Raw genomic sequence first — 21827 nt, forward strand, 5'->3', positions numbered from 1 at the left:
TTGAAATATGATGAAAACAGACATTTTTGGTGAAGCATTACAAGATTATTTTGAGAAGAGGTTTCAATCATCATTAATACTGCATAATAGCTATGGAGCCGATGAAGAGATGCCGCTCGACATTTTCTTTCGAGATCCAGAAGATTTCCCTGAATTGGAGTTTATAGCGCTGGCGCTCTGTGATGGAAAAGTGTTAGATGTCGGTGCGGGAGCAGGAAGTCATACGTTATATCTCCAAGAGAAAGGGTTTGATGTTACAGCGCTTGAACTATCACCCCAAGCATGTCATATTATGAAAAAAAGAGGTGTCAAAAAGGTGTTAAATTGTAATATATTTAACTATGTTGGAGGTAAATACGACACACTTCTCTTTCTAATGAATGGTATTGGCTTAGCTGAAAATATAGAAGGGTTAAAAAAACTGCTTGTTCAATGTAAAAAACTCTTAAAAAAAGGAGGTCAGCTGATTTTTGACTCCTCCAATGTTGCTTATCTGTACGAAGAAGATTTATTACGACCAGATCATTATTATGGTGAGGTGACCTTTCAATACGAATACAAAGAAGAGCAGGGAACGCAATTCGGCTGGCTTTATATCGACCAGGAATCACTTATTAAAATTGCACAACAAAGCGGCTGGGTGGTTCAAATATTATATGAAGATGAAAATGATCAATATCTAACGCGGCTATCGTTAAAACATTAATGCTTTAATAACCGTTGAATTTCATCTAATTTCATTAATGCCTCTACTGGTGTCAGCGCATTAACATCAAGATTATTAAGCATATCTCTTATTTTAACCAAAACGGGATCATCTATAGAAAACATTTGAAGCTGATAGGCTTGTTTTTGTATTTTCTTCATACTATCTTTTATATGTTCTCCTCCCGTACGCTCTTGTTCCAAGCGCTTTAATATATCGTTTGCTCTTGAAATTAGCTTAGATGGCATACCCGCCATCTTTGCAACATGTATCCCAAAACTGTGCTCACTACCGCCAGGCACTAGCTTTCTGAGGAAAATAATTTTATTATTTGCCTCTTTTACAGATACGTTATAATTTTTTATCCGATTAAAAGTATTAGTTAGTTCATTTAACTCATGATAGTGTGTGGCAAACAGTGTTTTTGCTTTGGCACTTGAATGATTGTGTAAATATTCTGCTATTGCCCAGGCAATTGAGATACCATCATAAGTACTCGTTCCTCTACCAATTTCATCCAGAAGAATCAAACTTCTATCTGATAGATTATTTAATATACTGGCTGTTTCATTCATTTCAACCATAAAGGTAGATTCGCCTGATGAGAGATTATCTGAGGCCCCCACCCGCGTAAATATTTTATCTACTAGTCCAATTTCGGCATGCTTTGCTGGCACAAAACATCCCATCTGTGCCATTAAGACAATAAGTCCAGTTTGTCGCAATAGAGCAGATTTACCTGCCATATTCGGCCCAGTAATAATAATAATTTGCTGTCCCTCACTATCTAAATAGACGTCATTCGTAATGTATTCCTCTCCTACCGGTAAAGTTTTTTCAATTACAGGATGTCTTCCACCCTTTATATCAATCACTTTATTCTCATTAATTATAGGTCTGGTATAATGATTTTTTTTTGCTACAGTAGCGAAATTTAAAAGCACATCCAGTTGCGCCACTAAATTAGCATTTAATTGTATGGGCTTTATATAGTTTAATAATCCAGCCAATAACTCATTATAGATACGATTCTCAATTACCTGAATTTTATCTTCAGCCCCTAGGATTTGCTCTTCATATTCCTTAAGTTCTGCAGTTATATAGCGTTCCGCATTTACGAGCGTTTGTTTTCTAATCCATTCTGTTGGTACTTTATCTTTATGGATATTGGTTACTTCCAAATAATAACCAAAAACATTATTAAATGAAATTTTCAGTGAAGGTATCCCGGTAATTTCCGATTCGCGTTTCTGAATTTCCAGTAAGTAGTCTTTACCACCGAAAGCCACCTTTCTTAATCGATCCAACTCATCGTCCACACCATTAGCTATTACATTACCCTTATTCAATAAAACCGGTGGTTCTGAATGTATTTCTTTTTGTATACGCTCGTAAATAGATTTACACGGATTTAGTTGTTCAGAAATAATTTTTAGCGCTATAGAATCTGCCCCTTCTGTTAATATTTTTAGTTTTTCTATTGCCAAAAGGGCTCGTTTTAGCTGAACGAGCTCTCTAGGATTAGCTTTTTGTAGACCAATCTTGCTAATGAGCCGTTCCAGATCTCCTATTTGGCGGATCTCCTCGATCAGCCGCTGACTTAATTCTGTATCGTCCAGTAAAAACCCAACAACATCTAAGCGTTCAGTAATTGGTTTTAGGTCTTTAAGCGGCATCACCATCCAACGCTTTAGCAAACGAGCGCCCATTGGCGTTGATGTGTGATCAAGAACATCCGCCAGTGTTATCGCATTTTCATTAGTAGAACCAATAAGTTCAAGGTTTCTAACGGTAAACCGGTCTAACCACATGTATCGGTCTTCTTCAATACGAGATATCTGTGATATGTGTTGAAGATTGCGATGCTCCGTTTCATTGAGGTAATGCAAAGCCACGCCCGCCGCCGTGATAGCTAACATCATCTTTTCAATTCCGAAGCCTTTCAAAGAATTAACATCAAAATGCTTAAGAAGCATATCTTTGGCATAGTCTCCACTATAAGGCCAGTCGTCAAGTGTGTATGTATAAAATTTATCCCCAAAATTTGTTATAAATTCATTATAGCTACGCTTAGAAAAGATAACTTCACTTGGTTTAAAACCTTGTAAAAGTTTATCTATATAATCGGCATTTCCCTGAGCTACTAAAAACTCACCAGTAGAAATGTCCAAAAAAGAAATACCTATAAAATTTTTGTCAAAAAAAAGAGACGCTAGGTAATTATTTGATTTTTGCTGAACTATGTTATCATTGTAAGACACACCAGGCGTAACTAACTCAGTTACCCCCCTTTTTACAATCGTTTTAACTGACTTAGGATCTTCTAACTGATCACAGATCGCTACTCGTTGGCCAGCCCTTACGAGTTTAGGGAGATAGGTTTCTAACGAATGATGGGGAAAGCCAGCAAGCTCGGTCTCAGAGGCGCTGCCATTACCTCTTTTTGTTAGAACGATTCCCAAAATCTCAGATGCTTTTACAGCATCCGACCCAAAAGTTTCGTAAAAATCGCCTACTCTAAACAACAATAAAGTGCCAGGATATTTGGCCTTTATTCCGTTATATTGTTGCATTAATGGAGTTTCCTTCTTTGCTGTCTTTGCCAAAATCTACTTTCTTTAGGGGCGTAAAAATAAGATAAAAAAATTTATTCCCTGTTAGCTATTAATAATTTGCTTTTTTTGATTCGCAATATTCTTGCTGAATTTAATTTATGACCTTGTATAGCCAAAGGAAAACCTAATACTCATCCTCATCTATGTCGTCTCCTAAAATAGCGTTGTAAACAACCTGAAGTTCTGAAAGTGCATGTAAATCATGTATTTCTTTAGCAACAGCTATCCCCTTTTCATAGGTTATGGTAGCCTTTTCTTTTTCGCCAATCGTTTCATATAGTTTTCCAAAATGGTAGTAGGTTCCTACATAATTTGGATGTTGATCAACAAGTTGTTGATAAAATTCCATCGCATTTTTTACATCATTTTGCTTAACATACTCGGTTGCAATTGCATAAAGTATAAAAGGATCATTTGAGTTAGTATGCAAAAAGTTGAAGAGCTTTTCCAATCGTTCAGTGGACATATATAATAGGGCTAAAAAATTTAATAATTATGTGAATTTTTCTATCTTTAGAATCTTTATAGGCCAAAGATAAAAAAGTAAGTTTTTAGATTAAAAAACGAGCCGATTTATATTAAGTTTTATAATAACAGCTACATAAAGTTAATTGATAGAAGACATGAAAATATTAGTTTGTATTAGTAACGTTCCGGACACCACATCAAAAATTACTTTCTCTAACGATAACACCATATTTAATACTACAGGCGTACAATTCATAGTGAATCCGTATGATGAAATCGCTTTATCAAAAGCGATAGCGTTAACTGAAGGTGGAAAAGGTTCGATAACAGTTATTAATGTTGGTGAAGCTACAACAGAACCGACTATAAGAAAAGCTTTAGCTACTGGTGCCGATAACGCCGTTAGAGTGAACGCTTTTCCAAGAGACTCCTGGTTTGTTGCTAAACAAATCGCACATTTTGCAGACGGCAAAGATTTTGATCTCATCCTATTAGGAAGAGAATCAATTGATTACAATGGAAACCAAGTTGCCAGCTTGGTAGGTGAATTATTAAATATTCCTTCTATTTCAATAGCAAAGAAAATAGATATAACCGAAAATACGGCTATAGTTGAACGAGAAATTGAAGGCGGAAAGGAAATAATTAATGTTTCTTTGCCCATAATTGTTGGAACCGCAGAAGGAGTGGCAGAACCACGTATACCTAATATGAGAGGCATAATGTCCGCACGTACCAAACCTTTAGAAGTTGTTGAACCAATTGACGTGCCGCTTTTGGTAAAAGTGGTACAATATGAAATCCCACCCTCCAGAGGTGCTGTTACCTTAGTAGATGCATCTTCACCGGAAAAATTGGTAGAATTGCTCCATACGCAGGCGCGTGTTATTTAACATTGGGAATTTTAAACACATGTAAAATAATTATTGATTAAATTGATAAAAAATGTCAGTATTAGTATTTGTAGAAAATATAGAAGGAAAATTTAAGAAATCTGCATTTGAAGTAGTCTCTTATGCGAAGACAATTGCTAACACATTAAATCAAAAATTAACAGCTATCTCGATCGGAGATGTAAGTGATACGGCTCTTGAATCTCTTGGTAAATATGGTGCCAATAAAATATTAAACGTCAATTCTGAAAAATTAAAATCATTTATTAACCAAGCTTATGCTTCAATTATTACACAAGCAGCTAAACAGGAAGAAGCAACTATAATTGTTTTATCCAATTCCTTTAGCGGTAAAGGTTTGGCTCCTAGAATAGCAGCCAAGATGGAAGCAGGATTGGCGGACGGTGCTGTGGGGCTACCAGAAATAAACGAAAATAATTTTCGAATAAAAAAAACGGCCTTTTCAGGTAAAGCCTTTGCCTTAACTGAATTAACTTCAGTCATAAAGGTGATTGCACTGAATCCTAACTCCTTTGAATTGAGAGACGAAATAACAACACCAGAAATCACTACATTTGAGGCAGATCTTCATTCTCAAGATTTTAATACTATTGTAAAGGAAATCGTGCGGACTACCGATAAAATATCACTACCTGATGCAGAAATTGTAGTATCGGGAGGTAGAGGCTTAAAGGGGCCAGAGAATTGGGGAATTATTGAAGATCTAGCAAATGCCTTAGGCGCCGCAACCGCTTGTTCTAAACCTGTTTCTGATGCGGGATGGAGACCGCATGAAGAACATGTCGGGCAAACAGGAATCGCTGTAAGCCCGAATCTTTACATTGCTATCGGCATTTCGGGAGCGATACAACACTTAGCGGGTGTAAGTTCTTCTAAAACGATCGTAGTAATAAATAAAGATCCAGAAGCTCCCTTTTTTAAAGTGGCAGATTATGGAATTGTAGGAGATGCTTTTGAAATTGTGCCAAAAATCACTTCTGCAATAAAAGCTTTAAAAGAAAGTTAACCTTCTTTAATTATTATATCAGAAAATTATAAAGGAAATATGGCGCTATTGTAAAATAAATAGCGCCTCTATAAAATGCTTTTTGCATATTTGCCTCCATAAAAATGAATAAGATCAAATTAGAAATAGTTGGATTATCTTATAGCCAGACGCAGTCGGGTGCCTACGCGCTGGTTTTAGGGGAGATCAATGGCCGTAGAAGGCTTCCAATCATTATAGGAGGTTTTGAAGCACAGGCAATAGCTATAGAGATTGAAAAATTAACGCCAAGTAGACCCCTTACCCACGATCTATTTAAAACTTTTGCATCCACATTTAGTATTACTATCAATGAAGTAATCATATATAATTTAGTTGATGGTATCTTTTATGCTAAACTGATTTGCAATAATGGAAAAAAGGATATAGAAATTGATGCAAGAACTTCAGATGCTATTGCTTTAGCGATTCGTTTTGAATGCCCGATTTATACGTATGAGTTTATATTAGCTTCAGCCGGTATCGTTATAGAAGGGAACGATTTTGTGTTTTTAGAAAATCTAGATGCCTCAAAAGATGAACCACCTACCTCAGGAGAAACATCTAAAACTACTTATGCTTCTTTTACTGATGACGAGCTAAAGTCAGCTCTTCAGCAAGCCCTCAATGAAGAGGCATATGAAAAAGCAGCCAAAATACGTGATGAAATATCCAGAAGAAAGTCATCATAAATTCTATTAAAAAATGTAACCAAAACGAATAGTTGCATCATATGTCTATAAAGGTTAGATTAACACTCATGAGCTTTCTGCAATTCTTTGTTTGGGGTGCATGGATGATTACAATAGGGGTATATTGGTTTCAAAACAAACAATGGTCTGGAAGTGAGTTTGGTGCGATATTTTCTACATTAGGGATCTCTTCTCTATTTATGCCGGCATTGACAGGCATTATCGCGGACAAATGGATCAATGTAGAATTTCTCTACGGTATCCTGCACTTGCTTTTCGGATGTACTTTTCTCTATCTACCACATGTACAGGATCCGCAAACTTTTTTTTGGGTTATTTTATTGGCTATGCTTTTTTATATGCCTACTATAGCGTTATCCAATTCAATTGCATACACCTTACTAAAAAAACATCAGTATAATATTATCAAAGACTTTCCCCCTATCCGTGTTTGGGGAACAGTGGGCTTTATAGCTGCCATGTGGTTAACAGATCTTACAGGTAACAAGGCATTAGAGGGGCAATTTTATATTGCGGCTATAGCTTCTATTGGACTAGGTCTTTACTCCTTTTCTTTACCACCGTGTCCCCCACTAAAATCAAAATTGGAAAATGCATCGCTTGGAGGTCGTTTAGGACTAAATGCTTTCAAATTGTTTCGCAATCCAAAAATGGCGTTATTCTTTGCTTTTTCAATTTTTTTAGGCGGTGCTCTTCAGCTCACCAATATGTATGGTGATGCATATCTTTCAGACTTCGGCAATATACCAGCATATGCTAATTCATTTGTTGTTAGGCACTCAACAATTATCTTATCCATTTCCCAGATATCAGAAACGGTATTTATACTTACAATCCCTTTCTTTCTACGACGTTTTGGCATCAAACAAGTAATGTTAATTAGTATGTTAGCATGGGTACTTCGTTTTGGGTTATTGGCATATGCCGATCCAATCAGCGGATTATGGATGATTATTATTTCGTGTATCGTATATGGTATGGCTTTCGATTTTTTTAATATATCCGGTTCTCTCTTTGTAGAAACAAGTACAGATGCAAATATCCGTTCATCCGCGCAGGGACTGTTTATGATGATGACCAATGGCTTCGGAGCCATACTCGGCAGCTCCATTAGCGGCTATGTCATAGAACATTATTTCACAAATACTGAAGGGCAAATGATGTGGCAAGAGATATGGATTTGCTTTGCAGCTTATGCGCTGGTCATTGCGTTTCTATTTTCATTTCTCTTTAAACACAAGCATGACCCCTCGGCTTTGGAAGATATTGTTGAAGCAAAAAATTAATCTAGCGTTTTATTTAAATCGTTGCCTGATGGCTTCATAAATAATTACCCCTGCACTTACAGAAACATTGAGCGATTCAATCTCGCCAAACATCGGTATCCTTGTTAATAAATCTGCATTTCTGATAATATTATCTGATATGCCTATATCCTCGGCGCCCATAACAATTGCAGTAGGTGCAGTGAAATCGGGAGTATAAATAGATTCTTTAGTCTTTTCTGTACAAGCAACAATCTGTAAGCCAGATTCCTGCATAAATTTAACTACACTTAAGAGATGCTCATGCCTGCAAATAGGAATTTTATAAAGTGCTCCAGCTGATGTTTTTATAGCATCTGGATTTATTTCCGCCGACCCTTTTGACGGTACTACTATCGCATGTACACCCGCGCATGCTGCGGTTCGGGCAATAGCTCCAAAATTACGCACATCAGTTATACCATCGAGAATTAAAATTAAAGGTACTTGTCCTATTTCATATACATGGGGTATAACATCTTCTATTTTGTGATAAGTGATTGGTGAAATAACACCGATTACCCCTTGGTGGTTTTTTTTTGTAATGCGGTCAAGCTTCTCAACAGGAACTTGTTGATAAGTGATGCCTTGATCTTTAATCAATACTTTTAGTTCCTTAAGCAATTCTCCACTCAAACCTCTTTGGATAAATAACGACTCTAATTCCTTACCACTATGGATGGCTTCAATCACAGCTCGAATACCAAAAATCATTTGATTAGTCTCTCGCTTCATGGGTTTTGAAAAATGATACATACCTTAAAATTTGCGGTGCAAGTTACCAAATAATATGTGATAACCATTAAGCTTAACTAACAAAAGAAAAGTTATTAACACTATACGCAATCTACTATAAATCAAGAATACACTGTTTTTATAAACATTTTTTCCACATAAGATGTGGATTTTTAAATAGGCTAACAACGACTATTTCAATGCTTAACATTTTTCATTATACACTATTGTGAGAAACTCGAAATCACGAAGGATAATAAATTCATTACATTTGTTGCATGAACTCCGAAAACGAAAATTATCAACCAAGAAATACTGCCAAAAAAGGATCATTTGCAGAAAGAAAAAGCAGGTTAGGTAATACGCTGAGCGGATTGGGCAAATTACCTCCTCAAGCAGTGGATTTGGAAGAGGCCGTTTTAGGAGCATTAATGGTTGAGAAAGATGCTTTATCCACCGTTATTGATATACTTAAAACAGATACATTTTATAAAGACGCCCATCAAAAGATTTTTGAAGCTATTTTTAACTTGTTTCAAAAATCTTCACCAATAGATTTACTAACCGTCACAGCAGAGCTTCGAAAAATGGGGGCATTGGAGATGGTTGGAGGGGCATATTACATTACGCAACTCACAGATCGGGTTGTATCTGCCGCAAACATAGAATATCATGCACGCATCATATCACAAAAGTATATTCAACGTGAATTAATAAAGATTTCGACTGAAATTATTAACAATGCTTATGAAGACACGGCTGATATATTTGATTTATTAGATACCGCTGAAAAAAGTTTATTTGATATTGCTCAAAATAATCTTAGACGGGATACAAGAAAAATGGATGATATTATGCGTGAAGCGGTGAACAATTTAGAGCAATTAAGAGACCGAACCGATTCATTAACAGGAGTTCCCTCCGGATTTACCGCTTTAGATCGTATAACATCTGGATGGCAGCCTTCAGATCTGGTCATCATTGCAGCACGTCCTGCAATGGGAAAAACAGCGTTTGTTTTAACATGTGCAAGAAATGCTGCAGTACTTCATGACAAACCTGTTGCCGTTTTCTCCTTAGAAATGTCGTCTGTACAACTTGTTAATCGTCTGATATCCGGCGAAACGGAAATAGAACAGGAAAAACTTAAAAAGGGAACTTTAGCCGACCATGAATGGACACAACTGCATTCAAGAATAGGAAAGCTCACAGAAGCGCCCCTTTTAATTGATGATACACCGGCACTTAACGTGTTTGAATTTCGAGCAAAATGTAGAAGATTAAAAGCGCAATATGATATACAAATGGTTATTGTAGATTACCTACAGTTGATGCATGGTAAGGCGGAAGGGAAAGGTGGTGGAAATAGGGAGCAGGAAATTGGTAGTATATCAAGGGCGCTAAAATCAGTAGCAAAAGAACTTAGTATACCGGTTTTAGCACTTTCGCAATTAAGCAGAGCAGTTGAAAGCCGACCTGGGGCATCCAAAAGACCTATGCTTTCAGATCTCCGTGAATCGGGCTCTATTGAGCAAGATGCTGACATGGTTCTCTTCCTCTATAGGCCAGAATATTATGGTATGACAGAAGATGAAGAAGGACGTCCTACTGCAGGTGTTGGAGAAGTAATTATAGCAAAAAATAGACATGGTGAAACAACCATTGTTCCTTTAAAGTTTGTGGGAAAATATGTAAAGTTTCAAGATCTCGAAGAAGACTTTAGTTCTGGGTCATTCGGTAAAAACCCTGCGATGAACGAAGAAAATCCTTTCTCAGCAGGAATGATGCCTTCTTCCGAATTTGGCAATATGGGAGGAATTATAACGCGTTCGTCACGTATGAATGATATGGATGATGAAGCTCCTTTTTAATTTTTAAATGGTTGAGTAGGTCAATATACGCTATTTTCTTCCTCAACCACTCTTTTAATCTAACTATCTCTTAAACTTCTCTTTTAAGTCTTTCAACATATCGTTCGTTATTGGCCCGCCTTTCTTCTCTGATTTAAAATTCCTAGCCTGCTGATGATTTTTCCTCACTTGCTGTTGTTGGAGCGCTAAATCATTTACGTTAGAAGGCTTAGGCTTCATGTCTTTTACATCTTGAGGGTTACTGTTACGGCATTTATTCCATATACGTTCAATGCAACGCTTCGTATATAAGGGAAAATCGCCCTGCATCATCCAAGAATAATAACTTGGTTCCATTTTAAATACGTCGCCTACGCTACGCCCTTTATGTTTACCAAAGCTAAATACTTCCACACCATTTTCGTCATATACAATACGTCCAGCAAAATCTACCGGTCTACTCAAATTTGTAAATTGGTGTAAGGCATCAACGTCGTTCTTAACGGGTGTTGATTTATTCCCACTTTTGTCTTCCCATTCAACCCCCTCATAACGCTCAACTTGGGCCAATAAGACTTCATATGTGGCCCTTACATCCGCCTCCGCACTATGAGCATTTTTAAGCGTTCTATCACAATAATATTTATATGCGGCTTTTAATGTCCGCTGTTCCATCTGGTGAAAAATATTTTGTACGTCGACAAACTTTCGTTTCTCAATATCAAAATCGACGCCCGCTCTTAAAAACTCCTCCATCAACACAGGAATATCAAATTTATTAGAGTTGTAACCAGCTAAGTCGGTGTCTTCTAAGAATTGAGCAATTTCATTTCCTATTTCTTTGAAAGTAGGTGCATTTTTAATATCTTCGTCATAAATGCCATGTATGAGTGAAGATGCCAAAGGGATCGGCATTTCTGGATTTACACGCATTGTTTTCACGAGCTCACTACCATCTGGCATTGCTTTAAGTATAGATATCTCTACAATCCTATCAGATGCAATATTTACACCCGTAGTTTCTAAATCAAAAAAAGCCAAAGGGCGTTTTAGGTTCAAAATCATTTCTTATTGTTTTAATAAATTGTTCTAATTCTTCTAATTGGTTACTTACTAGCTAAAAACAGCAATTCCTAGCAATATACCAATTATCATAATTGCATAAAGGAGTATTTCGTTATTTGCATACCGTTTGTACGTCCAAAACCCAAACTCATCTGTATTATTACTCCTTTTCATGATTAGCTATTTAACAGTTCCCCCTCTTCTAAAAAATTTATAATACCACGTATCTTTAAGGTCACTAATAATGACACCTTTAGATGTAGATGCGTGGGCAAATTTATTATTATGCAAATAAATACCTACATGATTAATTCTCGAACTTCCGAAACTAAAAAAAAGTAAGTCACCTTCTTTTAATTGTTTTTCATATTTTCTCTTTACAACATCTGCTTGATCTTCTGAGCTCCTAGGTAACTTTTTTCCATATACTTCGCTTATGACAATTGACGCAAAGCCGGAGCAATCAATTCCCTTTTTTGATAAGCCGCCGTAAGCATAAGGAGTTCCCATCCATTCATTTATCAATTCATATAGGTGAATATTTTCTAAGTCATTCGTTTTAACACCTAATAAATTCGCATAATCTTGTATTAAATTTCCAGATCTTTCATATCCACCAGAAAATTGTGACGCGTCTGTTAGAATAACGTTCTTCGATTTATTATTGTATTTACTATGCCTTTCTGATCGCAAAATTGGTGCTGAAGGATTTCGTTTACTCAAGCAGCTGCAGAACAGAAATAGAGTTAAAAGGGGTAGAAAAGAGACAATTTTAATGTACCTCTTCATATTTTTCAATTAATTCAGCATCTACCTCAATGTTTGGGTTGATTTCAACTAATTTTACCGTTGTTATTTCGTTTACAAGTAAAGGGTCATACAAAACGCGTGCTTTCACATAGTTTTTAGAAAACCCGTGCATATAACCGTCCTTCACATCGCCTTCGAATAACACATCCATGGTCTTGCCAAGCTGTGTTTCGTAAAATAACCGTCTTTTCTTGTCAGATAAAATATGCAACATTTTACTTCTATCGGAACGAGAAGCGCCAGGAACGGTGCCTTCCATCTGGGCTGCAATTGTGTTATCCCTTTCAGAATAGGTAAAAACATGAAGATACGAAATGTCTAAGGCATTGAGAAACTCATAAGTTTCCAAAAAATCTTCTCTTGTTTCTCCAGGAAATCCAACAATTACATCTACGCCAATGCAGCAATTGGGCATTAAGGCCTTAATTTTTTCAACTCGCTCTGCATATAACTCCCTTTTATAGCGTCTACGCATTAGTCCTAAAATTCTATTAGATCCTGATTGTAAAGGGATATGAAAATGGGGTACAAAGCGTTTAGATGATGATACAAATTCAATTATTTCATTGCTCAATAAATTCGGTTCAATAGACGAAATTCTAAAGCGGTCTATTCCTTCGACTTTATCAAGTTCTTTAATAAGGTCCAAAAACCGACTTTCTCTCTCCCCTTCTATTATTCCATAGTCTCCAATATTAACACCGGTCAGGACTATTTCTTTAACGCCTGAGTTAGCAATCTCTTCCGCCTGACGAACTATATCTACTATAGTACCGCTTCTGCTAGCCCCTCTTGCTAAGGGAATAGTGCAGAACGTGCAGGAATAATCGCAACCATCTTGTACCTTTAAAAATGTTCTTGTTCTATCACCGTAAGAAAAAGCAGATACAAATGTATTAGTCTCATCAATTGGCGAATTCCGAATAATTGGATTTGATTGTTTTGTCAAATCATTAATATGTTCAATGATATTGAATTTTTCAGCAGCTCCCAAGACCATGTCTACTCCAGGAATTGCAACAATTTCCTGTGGTTTCAATTGCGCGTAACACCCCACAATGACAACAAAAGCTTGCGGAGAGTATTTTAATGCCTCTTTTACAATCTTTCTACATTTCTTATCTGCGTTATCCGTTACAGAGCAAGTATTAATAATATATATATCTGCTGCCTCATTAAAAGGGACCGACTGATAACCAGCCTGCTGAAATTGCCTTCCAATGGAAGACGTTTCTGAGAAATTCAGCTTGCAGCCCAATGTGTAAAATGCAACTTTCTTATCCATAAAAAACTGAAATTCCGGTTAAAACAACTCTCTTTAGCCAAAAATAAATTCTTGCAAAAATACAGTTTTCTTTATGCTTATTGTAAGATAGATTTGAGTTTTTATGTAAAAAAACTTAGTTTTTTATGTTTATGACAAAAAATTGTATTCTATTATATCTTTAAACAAATTCGGTATAGGAGTCTAAACTTTATACTTAGAATGGCGCGATTTATATTTTAACACATTCATGTGCAGTTTTACGACATTGCATTTAAATACAAAATTATCTAAGTTTGTATGGTTATAGCATATCTACTTGCGTAAAATTAATTGCACGGGTATAGATACAATTTTAATGGATATTACTAAACTACTCCAACGCGCCCTTAATTTCGATTTTTTATCGAAAGCTGAAGGAATTTTTTTATATAATAATGCATCGACTAGTGAATTAACGTTTGTTGCTAATGAATTACGAAAAATCCAGGTCCCTCACGGAAAAGTTACATGGCAAATCGATAGAAATGTAAACACGACAAACGTATGTATTGCCAATTGTAAATTTTGCAATTTCTTTAGAAGACCTGGCCATGATGAGAGTTATATCACAGATATAGAAACTTATAAAAAGAAAATTGATGAAACTATAAAATATGGTGGAGATCAACTTTTATTGCAGGGCGGGCATCATCCTGACCTAGGATTAAGCTTTTATACGAGCCTTTTCAAACAACTGAAAGAACTCTATCCTTCTATTAAACTACACTCTTTAGGACCGCCCGAAATAGCCCACATAGCAAAATTGGAAAGCATGAGTCATTTAGACGTACTTACGGCGCTAAAAGGTGCTGGATTAGACTCTCTCCCAGGAGCTGGAGCTGAAATCCTCAATGACCGTGTGAGAAGATTAATTTCGAAGGGAAAATGTGGAGGAGAAGAGTGGTTGAATGTAATGCGATCGGCTCATAAAATCAATTTACCAACTTCGGCTACCATGATGTTTGGGCATATAGAGACAATAGAAGAACGATTTGAACACTTGGTATGGATAAGAGAGGTACAGGATGAGAAACCAGCAGACGCTTATGGGTTTATTGCATTCATACCATGGCCCTTTCAGGACGATGGAACACTCCTAAAAAAAGTTCGCGGTATTACAAACAACGTTACCGGCGAAGAATATATCAGGATGATCGCGCTAAGCAGAATTATGCTACCTAACGTGAAAAATATACAGGCATCATGGTTAACTGTAGGTAAACGAGTTGCACAGCTTTGTTTACATGCTGGTGCTAATGATTTTGGATCTATTATGATAGAAGAAAATGTAGTTTCTGCAGCAGGTGCACCACATAGATTTACTTCCCGCTCAATACAGGAAGCCATTAAGGCAGCCGGCTTTGAACCACAGCTACGTACGCAGAAATATGAGTTTCGAGAGATTCCAAAGAGCATTCAAGAGCAGGTCATAGATTATTAATTTGAGTAAAGCGCGTTGCAGGATGATTGAAAACATTATACAATATATCGAAGCATTGATTTTTGCTTCAGAGCAAAGTGTTGAAATATATGATATTAAACAAGTTGTTCGAGATGCATTAGAATACGAGTTGACAAGCGACGAAATTGAAAATGCGATACAAACTATTGAGCATAAGTACAGCGACGAACTTTACGCCATTCAATTGTATCATATAAATAACGGATATCAGTTTCTTACAAAGAAAAAGTATAATAAGATTGTCAATCAATTACAGATTCATCGTTCAAAAAAGAAATTGAGTCAAGCAGCTTTGGAAACATTGGCTATAATAGCCTATAAGCAACCTATCACTAAGCTAGAGATAGAGCAAATTAGAGGTGTAAGCTGCGACTATTCTATCCAAAAATTACTCGAGAAAGATCTTATCCACATTTCCGGAAAGTCTGAAGCGGTAGGAAAACCTTTGTTGTACGGAACAAGCAAGATGTTTATGGATTATTTTGGAATAAATACGACAGCTGATTTGCCAAAATTAAAAGATATAATAAGCGAAGAACAGAGCATAGGAGAAGCTACAGCATAAAAAATAAATTTTCGATATTTATTTTTCAATAAATTTCTCGACTGTTTTAAAATCTTCGTAATTTTATCACACAAAACCAAGCAATATAAAAAAGCGTAACTATTTAAAATTGGAAATGAAAACGCCCAAAAAGACAGACAAAAAAATTGGATCAAATAATCCAGCAAAAAAGGCAGGCAGATCTGGTATCGCACCCACAGATTCAAAACCAAAGAAACGTTTTGATGATGAAGACGATGACGATTTTGATTTTAACGATTTGGATAATTTCGACAATTTTGATGATTTTGACGATGAGGAAGACTATTAGTCTTTCGATCATCGAACTATAGGATATAAAGCACTTAGTATTTATACTTAGTGCTTTTTTGTTAAAGATATAAGGGTAAAATGGTTATTCAGGTAAGTAGTAAGAAACACGAAAAGTTATTTTTAGAAGTCGCAAGAGAAATATATAAAGATGATACAAGCTGGATATGCCCTCTAGATAATGATATTAAGCAAATTTTTAATCCTAAAAAGAATAATTTTCATCAACACGGTGAATGCGAAAGATGGTTACTAATAAAAGATCAGAAGCCAGTTGGGAGGATCGCTGCTTTCATAAATTACGAAAAAGCATATGCACATCTTTACCCAACAGGTGGAATTGGGTTTTTCGAATGCATAAATGATTCTTTTGCTGCAAAAGAATTATTTGATGTGGCAAAAGATTGGCTAATTTCAAAGGGCATGAAGGCCATGGATGGCCCTATCAACTTTGGGGAAAATGACAATTTCTGGGGACTGCTCATTGAAGGCTTCACACCTCCATCTTATGGCATGAATTATCATAAGCCTTACTATAAAGATCTTTTTTTAAAATATGGGTTCACTATATTATATGAACAAATCACAAACCATCTAGATGTAAATCAACCTTTTCCCGAGCGCTTCACCAAAATAGCAAATTGGGTTATGCAGAAACCTGGTTATACTTTTAGACATTTTGAAAAGGAAAATCTCAGCCAATTTGCGAAGGACTTCATGGAAATTTACAATGATGCTTGGGAAGGTTTTGAGAATTTCCGACCAATCAAAATGGAAACCATCATGGAATCATTTCGTAAAATGAAACTCATTATGGACGAAAAACTAATATGGTTTGCCTATGTAAATGGAGAACCTACTTCTTTCATCCTGATATTGCCAGACGCCAATGAGATTATAAAAGACTTTAATGGCCGGATGGGACTACTTAATGGCATCAGATTTCTATTAAAAAGAACAAAAAAAGTAAAAAGGATGCGTGCTATCGTAATGGGCACTAAAAGAGCTTTTCAAAAACATGGACTTGAATCAGTACTCTTTATTAAATTGAAAGAATATGTTTTACCATTAGGGAAATACAAAGAATTGGAATTGTCCTGGGTGGGTGATTTTAACAAAGAAATGTTAGCAATTCATAAAGCTACAGGAGCTACCTTTGGAAAAAAACATGCTACATTACAATATAAATTCTAATGTAGCATATTATATTCGAAATTAATTCTTACCTGCGTAATTCTTTCTTAACTCTTCATAAAGTTCAATTACTTTCTTCTGCAATTCAATAACATCATTATTCCTCTCCTGTAGTTTTTTGTTTGCTTGCTCTAAGTCAGTTGTATACTTTTTCTCTTCATCTGCATCATTAAAATTTAATAATTGTACAACACTCATATCAAACAACTTGGCTATTTGTTGCAATCTTGAAAGATTAACATCAGTAATACCGGTTTCAATTTTGGAAAAAGCAGGAATTGATATATCTAATCTCTTGGCAACATCTTCTTGACTCCAACCATTTTGGTGCCTTAGTAACCTTATTTTTTTTCCTAAAGATTTCATCCTATTATAATATTTTTGATTGGTAGGTAAATTTTCAGTAAAAAGCAGTAAATCTACTATATCAAATATATAAATAAACTTTACGAATTAAAAAACTTATCCGATAAGTTAACAAGATTGATACCGCCAAAATTACCCGAACTCATAAAGAGTAAATTTTTCTCTTTATGACCTATTTCGCTAATATAGAGCTGCAAAGATTCAATATCAGTAAAATAGATTGCGTCTTCCCTATTAAATGCTTTCTTAATAGTTAACGCATTAATTGGTGAAATATTTTTTTGCCTAAAAGAATTTTGGTCAATAAATATAATTGCCTCATCAGCACCTTGCATAGTATCGCTATATTCTCGTAGAAATTCCTCATTCAAACTACTAAACGTGTGTAATTCAACAATTGCTATCAGTTTATTGTTCGGGTATTGTTCCTTTACTGCCTCAATGGAGGCTTTTACTTTTGATGGCGAATGCGCAAAATCCTTATATACAACGCTTCCATCATAATCAGCAACGTATTCTAATCTTCTCGCCGCTCCTTTAAAACTACTAATCGCCTTATAAAATTCCTCTCGACTTACACCAAGCCATTCGCAAACTGTGAACGCCCCAGCAAGGTTAGATAGGTTATGTTTTCCAAAAACCTGTAACGCAATATCACCTTTGGCTGTACTAAGATAGCTTATGCCCTTATTTATGGTAAAATCAGGGAGCTTATAACCATGTTTGTTGATACTAGAATTATTATTAGACACTAATTCCTGTACCTCTTTGTCATCTTTATTATATACTAAAGTCCCCTTAGATTCAATGCTTTCTATAAAAAGTTTAAATTGTTCTAAGTATTCTTGGTAAGTCGGAAAAACATTGATATGATCCCAAGCAATACCACTAATTAATGCGATATTCGCGTGGTATAAAAGAAATTTAGGTCGCCTATCGATAGCCGATGCCAAATACTCATCGCCTTCAATTACAATCAATGGGGCATCTTTGGTAATTTTAACCATCGTTTCAAAGCCCTCCAACTTAGCACCTACCACATAGTCAAAATCTCTTGCAAGTATCTTCAGAACATGCATTATCATAGAAGTTATAGTAGTCTTACCGTGACTTCCCCCTACTACTACTCTTATTTTTTCTTTTGATTGTTCATAAATATATGCTGGGTAAGAATAAATAGGAAGTCCGAGTTCTTGAGCTTTCAGCAACTCCGGATTATCAACCTTAGCATGCATGCCTAGTACAATGGCATTTATTTCATCTGTTATCCTCTCTGGATCCCATCCCAATTTGTCAGGTAACAAATCATTATTAGCTAAGTTGGTCCTTGAAGGTTCATAAATATAATCATCCGAACCAGTTATCAAATAACCTTTTTTTGACAAAGCTATGGCTAAATTATGCATAACGCTTCCGCCAATAGCTATAAAATGGACACGCATATCTTATATTTTTGAATTGTTTCTTTCAAATTTTGCTGCCACCCAATTGTTTTGAGTTTTTTTATCTTTATAAATGAGGCCTATAGTTTCGGAGACAGCGATAATCTGCTCCAAATCATTTCCGTCATAAAAACCACTTAAAAAAAGAAGCCCATTTGGTTTAAGGGACTCCGCATACCTTCTTAAATGATCCAGCAAGATATTTCTATTAATATTAGCTAGAATAACATCGTAAATTTCATCGGGTATTGCTTCTTTCGAGCCACAAAGAGCCTTTATATTTGACACTTGGTTTAATTCAATGTTCTCTTTAACACTTGCATAGCAAATAGGATCGTAATCAATAGCAGTTATCTCGGAAGCGCCAATTTTTGCTGCTAAAATAGCAAGGATACCAGTACCACACCCCATATCCAGCACCCTTTTTCCGTCGAGATTAGTATCTAATAGATAGGTCATCATTAACGAAGTGGTTTGATGGTGTCCTGTGCCGAACGCCATTTTAGGGTCTATAATTATTTCGTATTCGTAATTCGGTTTCTGTTCATGGAAGGTGGCTCTTACATAGCACTTATCGGATATATATATGGGCTCAAAATTACTTTCCCAGACAGCGTTCCAATTTTGTGGTTCAATCTTATTGACAACGTACGAAACAGAAAAACTTTCTGGCAATTTTAACAGAATACGTTCTACTTCTGCAAGATCTAACGTGGCACTAGCAATATATGCTTTAAAACCACTGGAAGTTTCTTCAAAGGTGTCGAATCCAATTTCAGCAAGATCATTTATTAATAAATCTTGCTGCCAGCCATCCTCACTATCAGAGGTAAAGATAAGTTCGCTATAATCCATTTGGTGAGCGTAAAAAGGTACATGATAAAGCATGTACCTTTATAAAAATGTATAAGGCTAATTAAACACTTTAATAATGTCTGTGAAATCTCTAGATTTCAAGGATGCTCCACCTATTAATCCGCCATCAATATCTGCTTGCGAAAATAAATCTGGAGCATTTTTGGGGTTACAGCTACCCCCATATAATATACTTGTATTATCAGCTATAACCGCGTTGTAATATTCTTCGATTTCTTTTCTGATAAAAGCATGGACTTCCTGCGCCTGTTCAGGGCTCGCTGTTAATCCAGTACCTATTGCCCATACAGGTTCATAAGCAATGATAACTTTAGAAAAATCTTCAGAAGACAGATGAAAAACACCCTTTTGCAGTTGGCTTTTGATGATATTAAAATAGTCACCAGCCTCTCGTTCTTCTTTTGTTTCTCCTATACAGAAAATTGGCGTTAAATTGTTCTTTAAAGAAACGTCTACTTTCTTTGCAAGTAATTCATCAGATTCGCCAAAATAAGCTCTTCTTTCAGAATGTCCTAGTATGACATATTTAGCACCGGTTGACAAGATTTGTTTAGCCGATATTTCGCCTGTATAAGCTCCCGATTCTTCTTGATAAATGTTTTGAGCTCCAATAGATACATTGTCAACTTCCTTAGCTAAAGAAGCAATAGCATGTAGATGAATAAATGGGCTACAAATAATAACTTGTTGATTTCCTATTACCTCATCCTTAACCATATTCACTATCTCAGAAAGAAGACTTAACCCTTCCTGATAATCAAGGTTCATTTTCCAATTACCTGCTACAATTTTTTTTCGCATGATTTACTTAATTTATTATGTTCGTTGTTTCCCTACTATTCGAAAGACTTCTTTTAAAATTGATTTCTCGATCTCGTCAAATTTACGATTACGTCTATCAAAAACCAACTCAGTAGTCTCAAACATTTTATTTAACTCATAAATTTCGGCACTTTCACCTACACCCCATGAAAAATCAGGGACAAAGGTCGGGGGCACTATATTTCCGAATATGCTTGCACCAACACCAACTATCGTACCTGTATTAAAGGCGGTGTTAATTGCGCATTTTGCATGATCCCCCATTATCAACCCACAAAACTGTAAGCCTGTATCTCTATACTGTTTTAGCCCATAATGGTACAGTTTTACATTTTTATAATTGTTCTTAAGATTAGAATTATTTGTGTCTGCACCCCAATTACACCATTCACCCATTACGCCACTTCCAAAATAACCATCGTGCCCTTTGGAAGAATTACCCCAAATAACACATGTATTTAACTCTCCTCCAACACGGCTTGAAGGTCCAACGGTAACGTTACTGTATATTTTCGCACCCATTTTAACTTGTGAATTTTCACCTAATGCAAATGCGCCACGAATAAGACATCCCTCCCATATCTCGCTGTTTTTACCTAGGTAAATAGGCCCCTTTAAGGAATTAAAAGTTGAACATTCTGCAGATACACCTTCTTCGGCAAAAATATGATCGCCTATAATCGTGTTAGTGCTACTCAATGCTGCAGACACTCTACCAGCTGTTAGTAAACTAAAGTCTTTTCTTATCTCTTCACCATTTTGCCTGAAGATATCTTCAGGATAATTTATGCAAGCAATGGCGTGATCATAATTTATACGTCTATATCCGTCAAAATTAAATTCTTCCCGTTGCCGTAGTTCCGTTACAGTAGTATGAGCAGCTATAAATCCTTTCCCGTTAGAAAGTTTTTCAGAATATTTTAAAGATATAATCTGATCGCACAACGCTTCGTCAGGACATATATTTGCTTTGATTAAGAGTATGTCTTCCTCCGAGTCTGCTAAGGGATACTTTGGTTGTAAGTATGCAGCGGTCAAATAAGATACAGGCAATTTCAACCATTTTGACCACTTTTCAGCTATGGTTAATATTCCTACGCGCAGATCAGCAACTGGTCTGGTAAGGCTTAGGGGGTAAAAATTTATTCGTAACTCGTTATCATCGAAAAGTACTATTTGCATACTAGCTATTTCTTTATTTATGAGAAGCTATTGATTTGTTCAATCAGTAATGAAAATTTTATAATTCCTTAAGAGCGTTACATCGCAAAACGCGTTAAA

Annotated in this window: 21 protein-coding genes; 10 read left to right on the top strand and 11 right to left on the bottom strand. The window is 35.9% G+C overall.

Features of this window, described 5'->3' with window-relative positions; translation table 11 throughout:
• Positions 1 to 7: 7 nt before the first annotated feature.
• Positions 8 to 706 carry a class I SAM-dependent methyltransferase gene (locus tag BMY50_RS11350; protein WP_317040835.1) on the top strand — a complete coding sequence of 233 codons (699 nt, stop codon included), beginning with the start codon at positions 8 to 10 and terminating at the stop codon, positions 704 to 706.
• Here the strand turns inward: BMY50_RS11350 and mutS are convergent.
• Both mutS and BMY50_RS11360 read right to left on the bottom strand, forming a co-directional pair.
• The gene (mutS, locus tag BMY50_RS11355) at positions 703 to 3312 is read right to left on the bottom strand and encodes a DNA mismatch repair protein MutS (protein ID WP_093324190.1); all 2610 of its coding nucleotides are present in this window, start codon (positions 3310 to 3312) and stop codon (positions 703 to 705) included. The two genes, BMY50_RS11350 and mutS, sit on opposite strands and share 4 nt — an antisense overlap.
• Positions 3313 to 3445: 133 nt before the next feature.
• The gene (locus BMY50_RS11360; protein WP_093324193.1) at positions 3446 to 3787 is read right to left on the bottom strand and encodes a tetratricopeptide repeat protein; all 342 of its coding nucleotides are present in this window, start codon (positions 3785 to 3787) and stop codon (positions 3446 to 3448) included.
• Positions 3788 to 3944: 157 nt separating this feature from the next.
• Between BMY50_RS11360 and BMY50_RS11365 the strand changes: the two genes are divergently transcribed.
• The 4 genes from BMY50_RS11365 (at position 3945) to BMY50_RS11380 (ending at position 7726) form a co-directional block, all read left to right on the top strand.
• Positions 3945 to 4682, top strand: coding sequence for an electron transfer flavoprotein subunit beta/FixA family protein (locus BMY50_RS11365; RefSeq protein ID WP_093324196.1), 738 nt, complete (start codon positions 3945 to 3947; stop codon positions 4680 to 4682).
• A 52-nt stretch (positions 4683 to 4734) separates the two neighbouring features.
• Complete coding sequence (locus BMY50_RS11370) at positions 4735 to 5709, top strand: electron transfer flavoprotein subunit alpha/FixB family protein (RefSeq protein ID WP_093324199.1); 975 nt, start codon at positions 4735 to 4737, stop codon at positions 5707 to 5709.
• 104 nt (positions 5710 to 5813) lie between these two features.
• A complete protein-coding gene (locus BMY50_RS11375; RefSeq protein WP_093324202.1) occupies positions 5814 to 6419 on the top strand; it encodes a bifunctional nuclease family protein in 606 nt (201 codons plus the stop codon).
• Positions 6420 to 6460: 41 nt separating this feature from the next.
• Positions 6461 to 7726, top strand: coding sequence for a nucleoside permease (locus tag BMY50_RS11380; RefSeq protein ID WP_093324205.1), 1266 nt, complete (start codon positions 6461 to 6463; stop codon positions 7724 to 7726).
• Positions 7727 to 7735: 9 nt separating this feature from the next.
• Here BMY50_RS11380 and rlmB read toward each other — a convergent pair whose 3' ends face one another.
• Entirely contained in the window at positions 7736 to 8479 is a 744-nt protein-coding gene (rlmB, locus tag BMY50_RS11385) for a 23S rRNA (guanosine(2251)-2'-O)-methyltransferase RlmB (RefSeq protein WP_377533429.1), read from the bottom strand.
• 278 nt (positions 8480 to 8757) lie between these two features.
• Here rlmB and dnaB point away from each other — a divergent pair, with 278 nt between their 5' ends.
• Positions 8758 to 10350, top strand: a complete 1593-nt coding sequence (gene dnaB / locus BMY50_RS11390) for a replicative DNA helicase (protein ID WP_093324211.1) — start codon at positions 8758 to 8760, stop codon at positions 10348 to 10350.
• A gap of 63 nt (positions 10351 to 10413) precedes the next feature.
• Here the strand turns inward: dnaB and BMY50_RS11395 are convergent, their stop codons facing one another.
• The 3 genes from BMY50_RS11395 to mtaB all read right to left on the bottom strand — a co-directional run bounded on the left by BMY50_RS11395 (position 10414) and on the right by mtaB (position 13489).
• Complete coding sequence (locus tag BMY50_RS11395) at positions 10414 to 11394, bottom strand: 3'-5' exonuclease (RefSeq protein WP_093324213.1); 981 nt, start codon at positions 11392 to 11394, stop codon at positions 10414 to 10416.
• A gap of 180 nt (positions 11395 to 11574) precedes the next feature.
• Positions 11575 to 12183: a C40 family peptidase gene (locus BMY50_RS11400; RefSeq protein ID WP_093324216.1), complete on the bottom strand. Its 609-nt coding sequence runs from the start codon at positions 12181 to 12183 to the stop codon at positions 11575 to 11577.
• Positions 12167 to 13489, bottom strand: coding sequence for a tRNA (N(6)-L-threonylcarbamoyladenosine(37)-C(2))-methylthiotransferase MtaB (gene mtaB / locus BMY50_RS11405; RefSeq protein ID WP_093324219.1), 1323 nt, complete (start codon positions 13487 to 13489; stop codon positions 12167 to 12169). The genes BMY50_RS11400 and mtaB overlap by 17 nt, the downstream gene beginning before the upstream one ends.
• Positions 13490 to 13826: 337 nt before the next feature.
• On the opposite strand from mtaB, the gene mqnC reads away from it, so the two are divergent.
• The 4 genes from mqnC (at position 13827) to BMY50_RS11425 (ending at position 17040) form a co-directional block, all read left to right on the top strand.
• A complete protein-coding gene (mqnC, locus tag BMY50_RS11410; protein ID WP_093324223.1) occupies positions 13827 to 14951 on the top strand; it encodes a cyclic dehypoxanthinyl futalosine synthase in 1125 nt (374 codons plus the stop codon).
• Positions 14952 to 14976: 25 nt separating this feature from the next.
• A complete protein-coding gene (scpB, locus tag BMY50_RS11415; protein WP_093325725.1) occupies positions 14977 to 15537 on the top strand; it encodes an SMC-Scp complex subunit ScpB in 561 nt (186 codons plus the stop codon).
• Between the two features lie 115 nt (positions 15538 to 15652).
• Positions 15653 to 15847: a hypothetical protein gene (locus BMY50_RS11420; RefSeq protein ID WP_093324226.1), complete on the top strand. Its 195-nt coding sequence runs from the start codon at positions 15653 to 15655 to the stop codon at positions 15845 to 15847.
• Between the two features lie 80 nt (positions 15848 to 15927).
• The gene (locus tag BMY50_RS11425) at positions 15928 to 17040 is read left to right on the top strand and encodes an N-acetyltransferase (RefSeq protein WP_093324230.1); all 1113 of its coding nucleotides are present in this window, start codon (positions 15928 to 15930) and stop codon (positions 17038 to 17040) included.
• Positions 17041 to 17061: 21 nt separating this feature from the next.
• On the opposite strand, the gene BMY50_RS11430 is transcribed toward BMY50_RS11425, so the two are convergent.
• From BMY50_RS11430 to BMY50_RS11450, 5 genes are all read right to left on the bottom strand, one after another.
• On the bottom strand, positions 17062 to 17406 hold the full coding sequence (locus BMY50_RS11430; protein WP_093324233.1) for a helix-turn-helix domain-containing protein: 345 nt from the start codon (positions 17404 to 17406) through the stop codon (positions 17062 to 17064).
• Positions 17407 to 17486: 80 nt separating this feature from the next.
• Positions 17487 to 18848 carry a UDP-N-acetylmuramate--L-alanine ligase gene (locus BMY50_RS11435; protein WP_093324236.1) on the bottom strand — a complete coding sequence of 454 codons (1362 nt, stop codon included), beginning with the start codon at positions 18846 to 18848 and terminating at the stop codon, positions 17487 to 17489.
• A 3-nt stretch (positions 18849 to 18851) separates the two neighbouring features.
• On the bottom strand, positions 18852 to 19703 hold the full coding sequence (gene prmA, locus BMY50_RS11440; protein ID WP_093325729.1) for a 50S ribosomal protein L11 methyltransferase: 852 nt from the start codon (positions 19701 to 19703) through the stop codon (positions 18852 to 18854).
• A 57-nt stretch (positions 19704 to 19760) separates the two neighbouring features.
• A complete protein-coding gene (gene tpiA, locus BMY50_RS11445; protein WP_093324239.1) occupies positions 19761 to 20525 on the bottom strand; it encodes a triose-phosphate isomerase in 765 nt (254 codons plus the stop codon).
• Between the two features lie 15 nt (positions 20526 to 20540).
• Positions 20541 to 21728, bottom strand: a complete 1188-nt coding sequence (locus BMY50_RS11450; RefSeq protein ID WP_093324242.1) for a putative sugar nucleotidyl transferase — start codon at positions 21726 to 21728, stop codon at positions 20541 to 20543.
• Between the last annotated feature and the right edge of the window lie 99 nt (positions 21729 to 21827).

The sequence above is a fragment of the Olivibacter domesticus genome (assembly GCF_900109575.1).
GTDB classification, from domain to species: Bacteria; Bacteroidota; Bacteroidia; order Sphingobacteriales; family Sphingobacteriaceae; genus Olivibacter; species Olivibacter domesticus.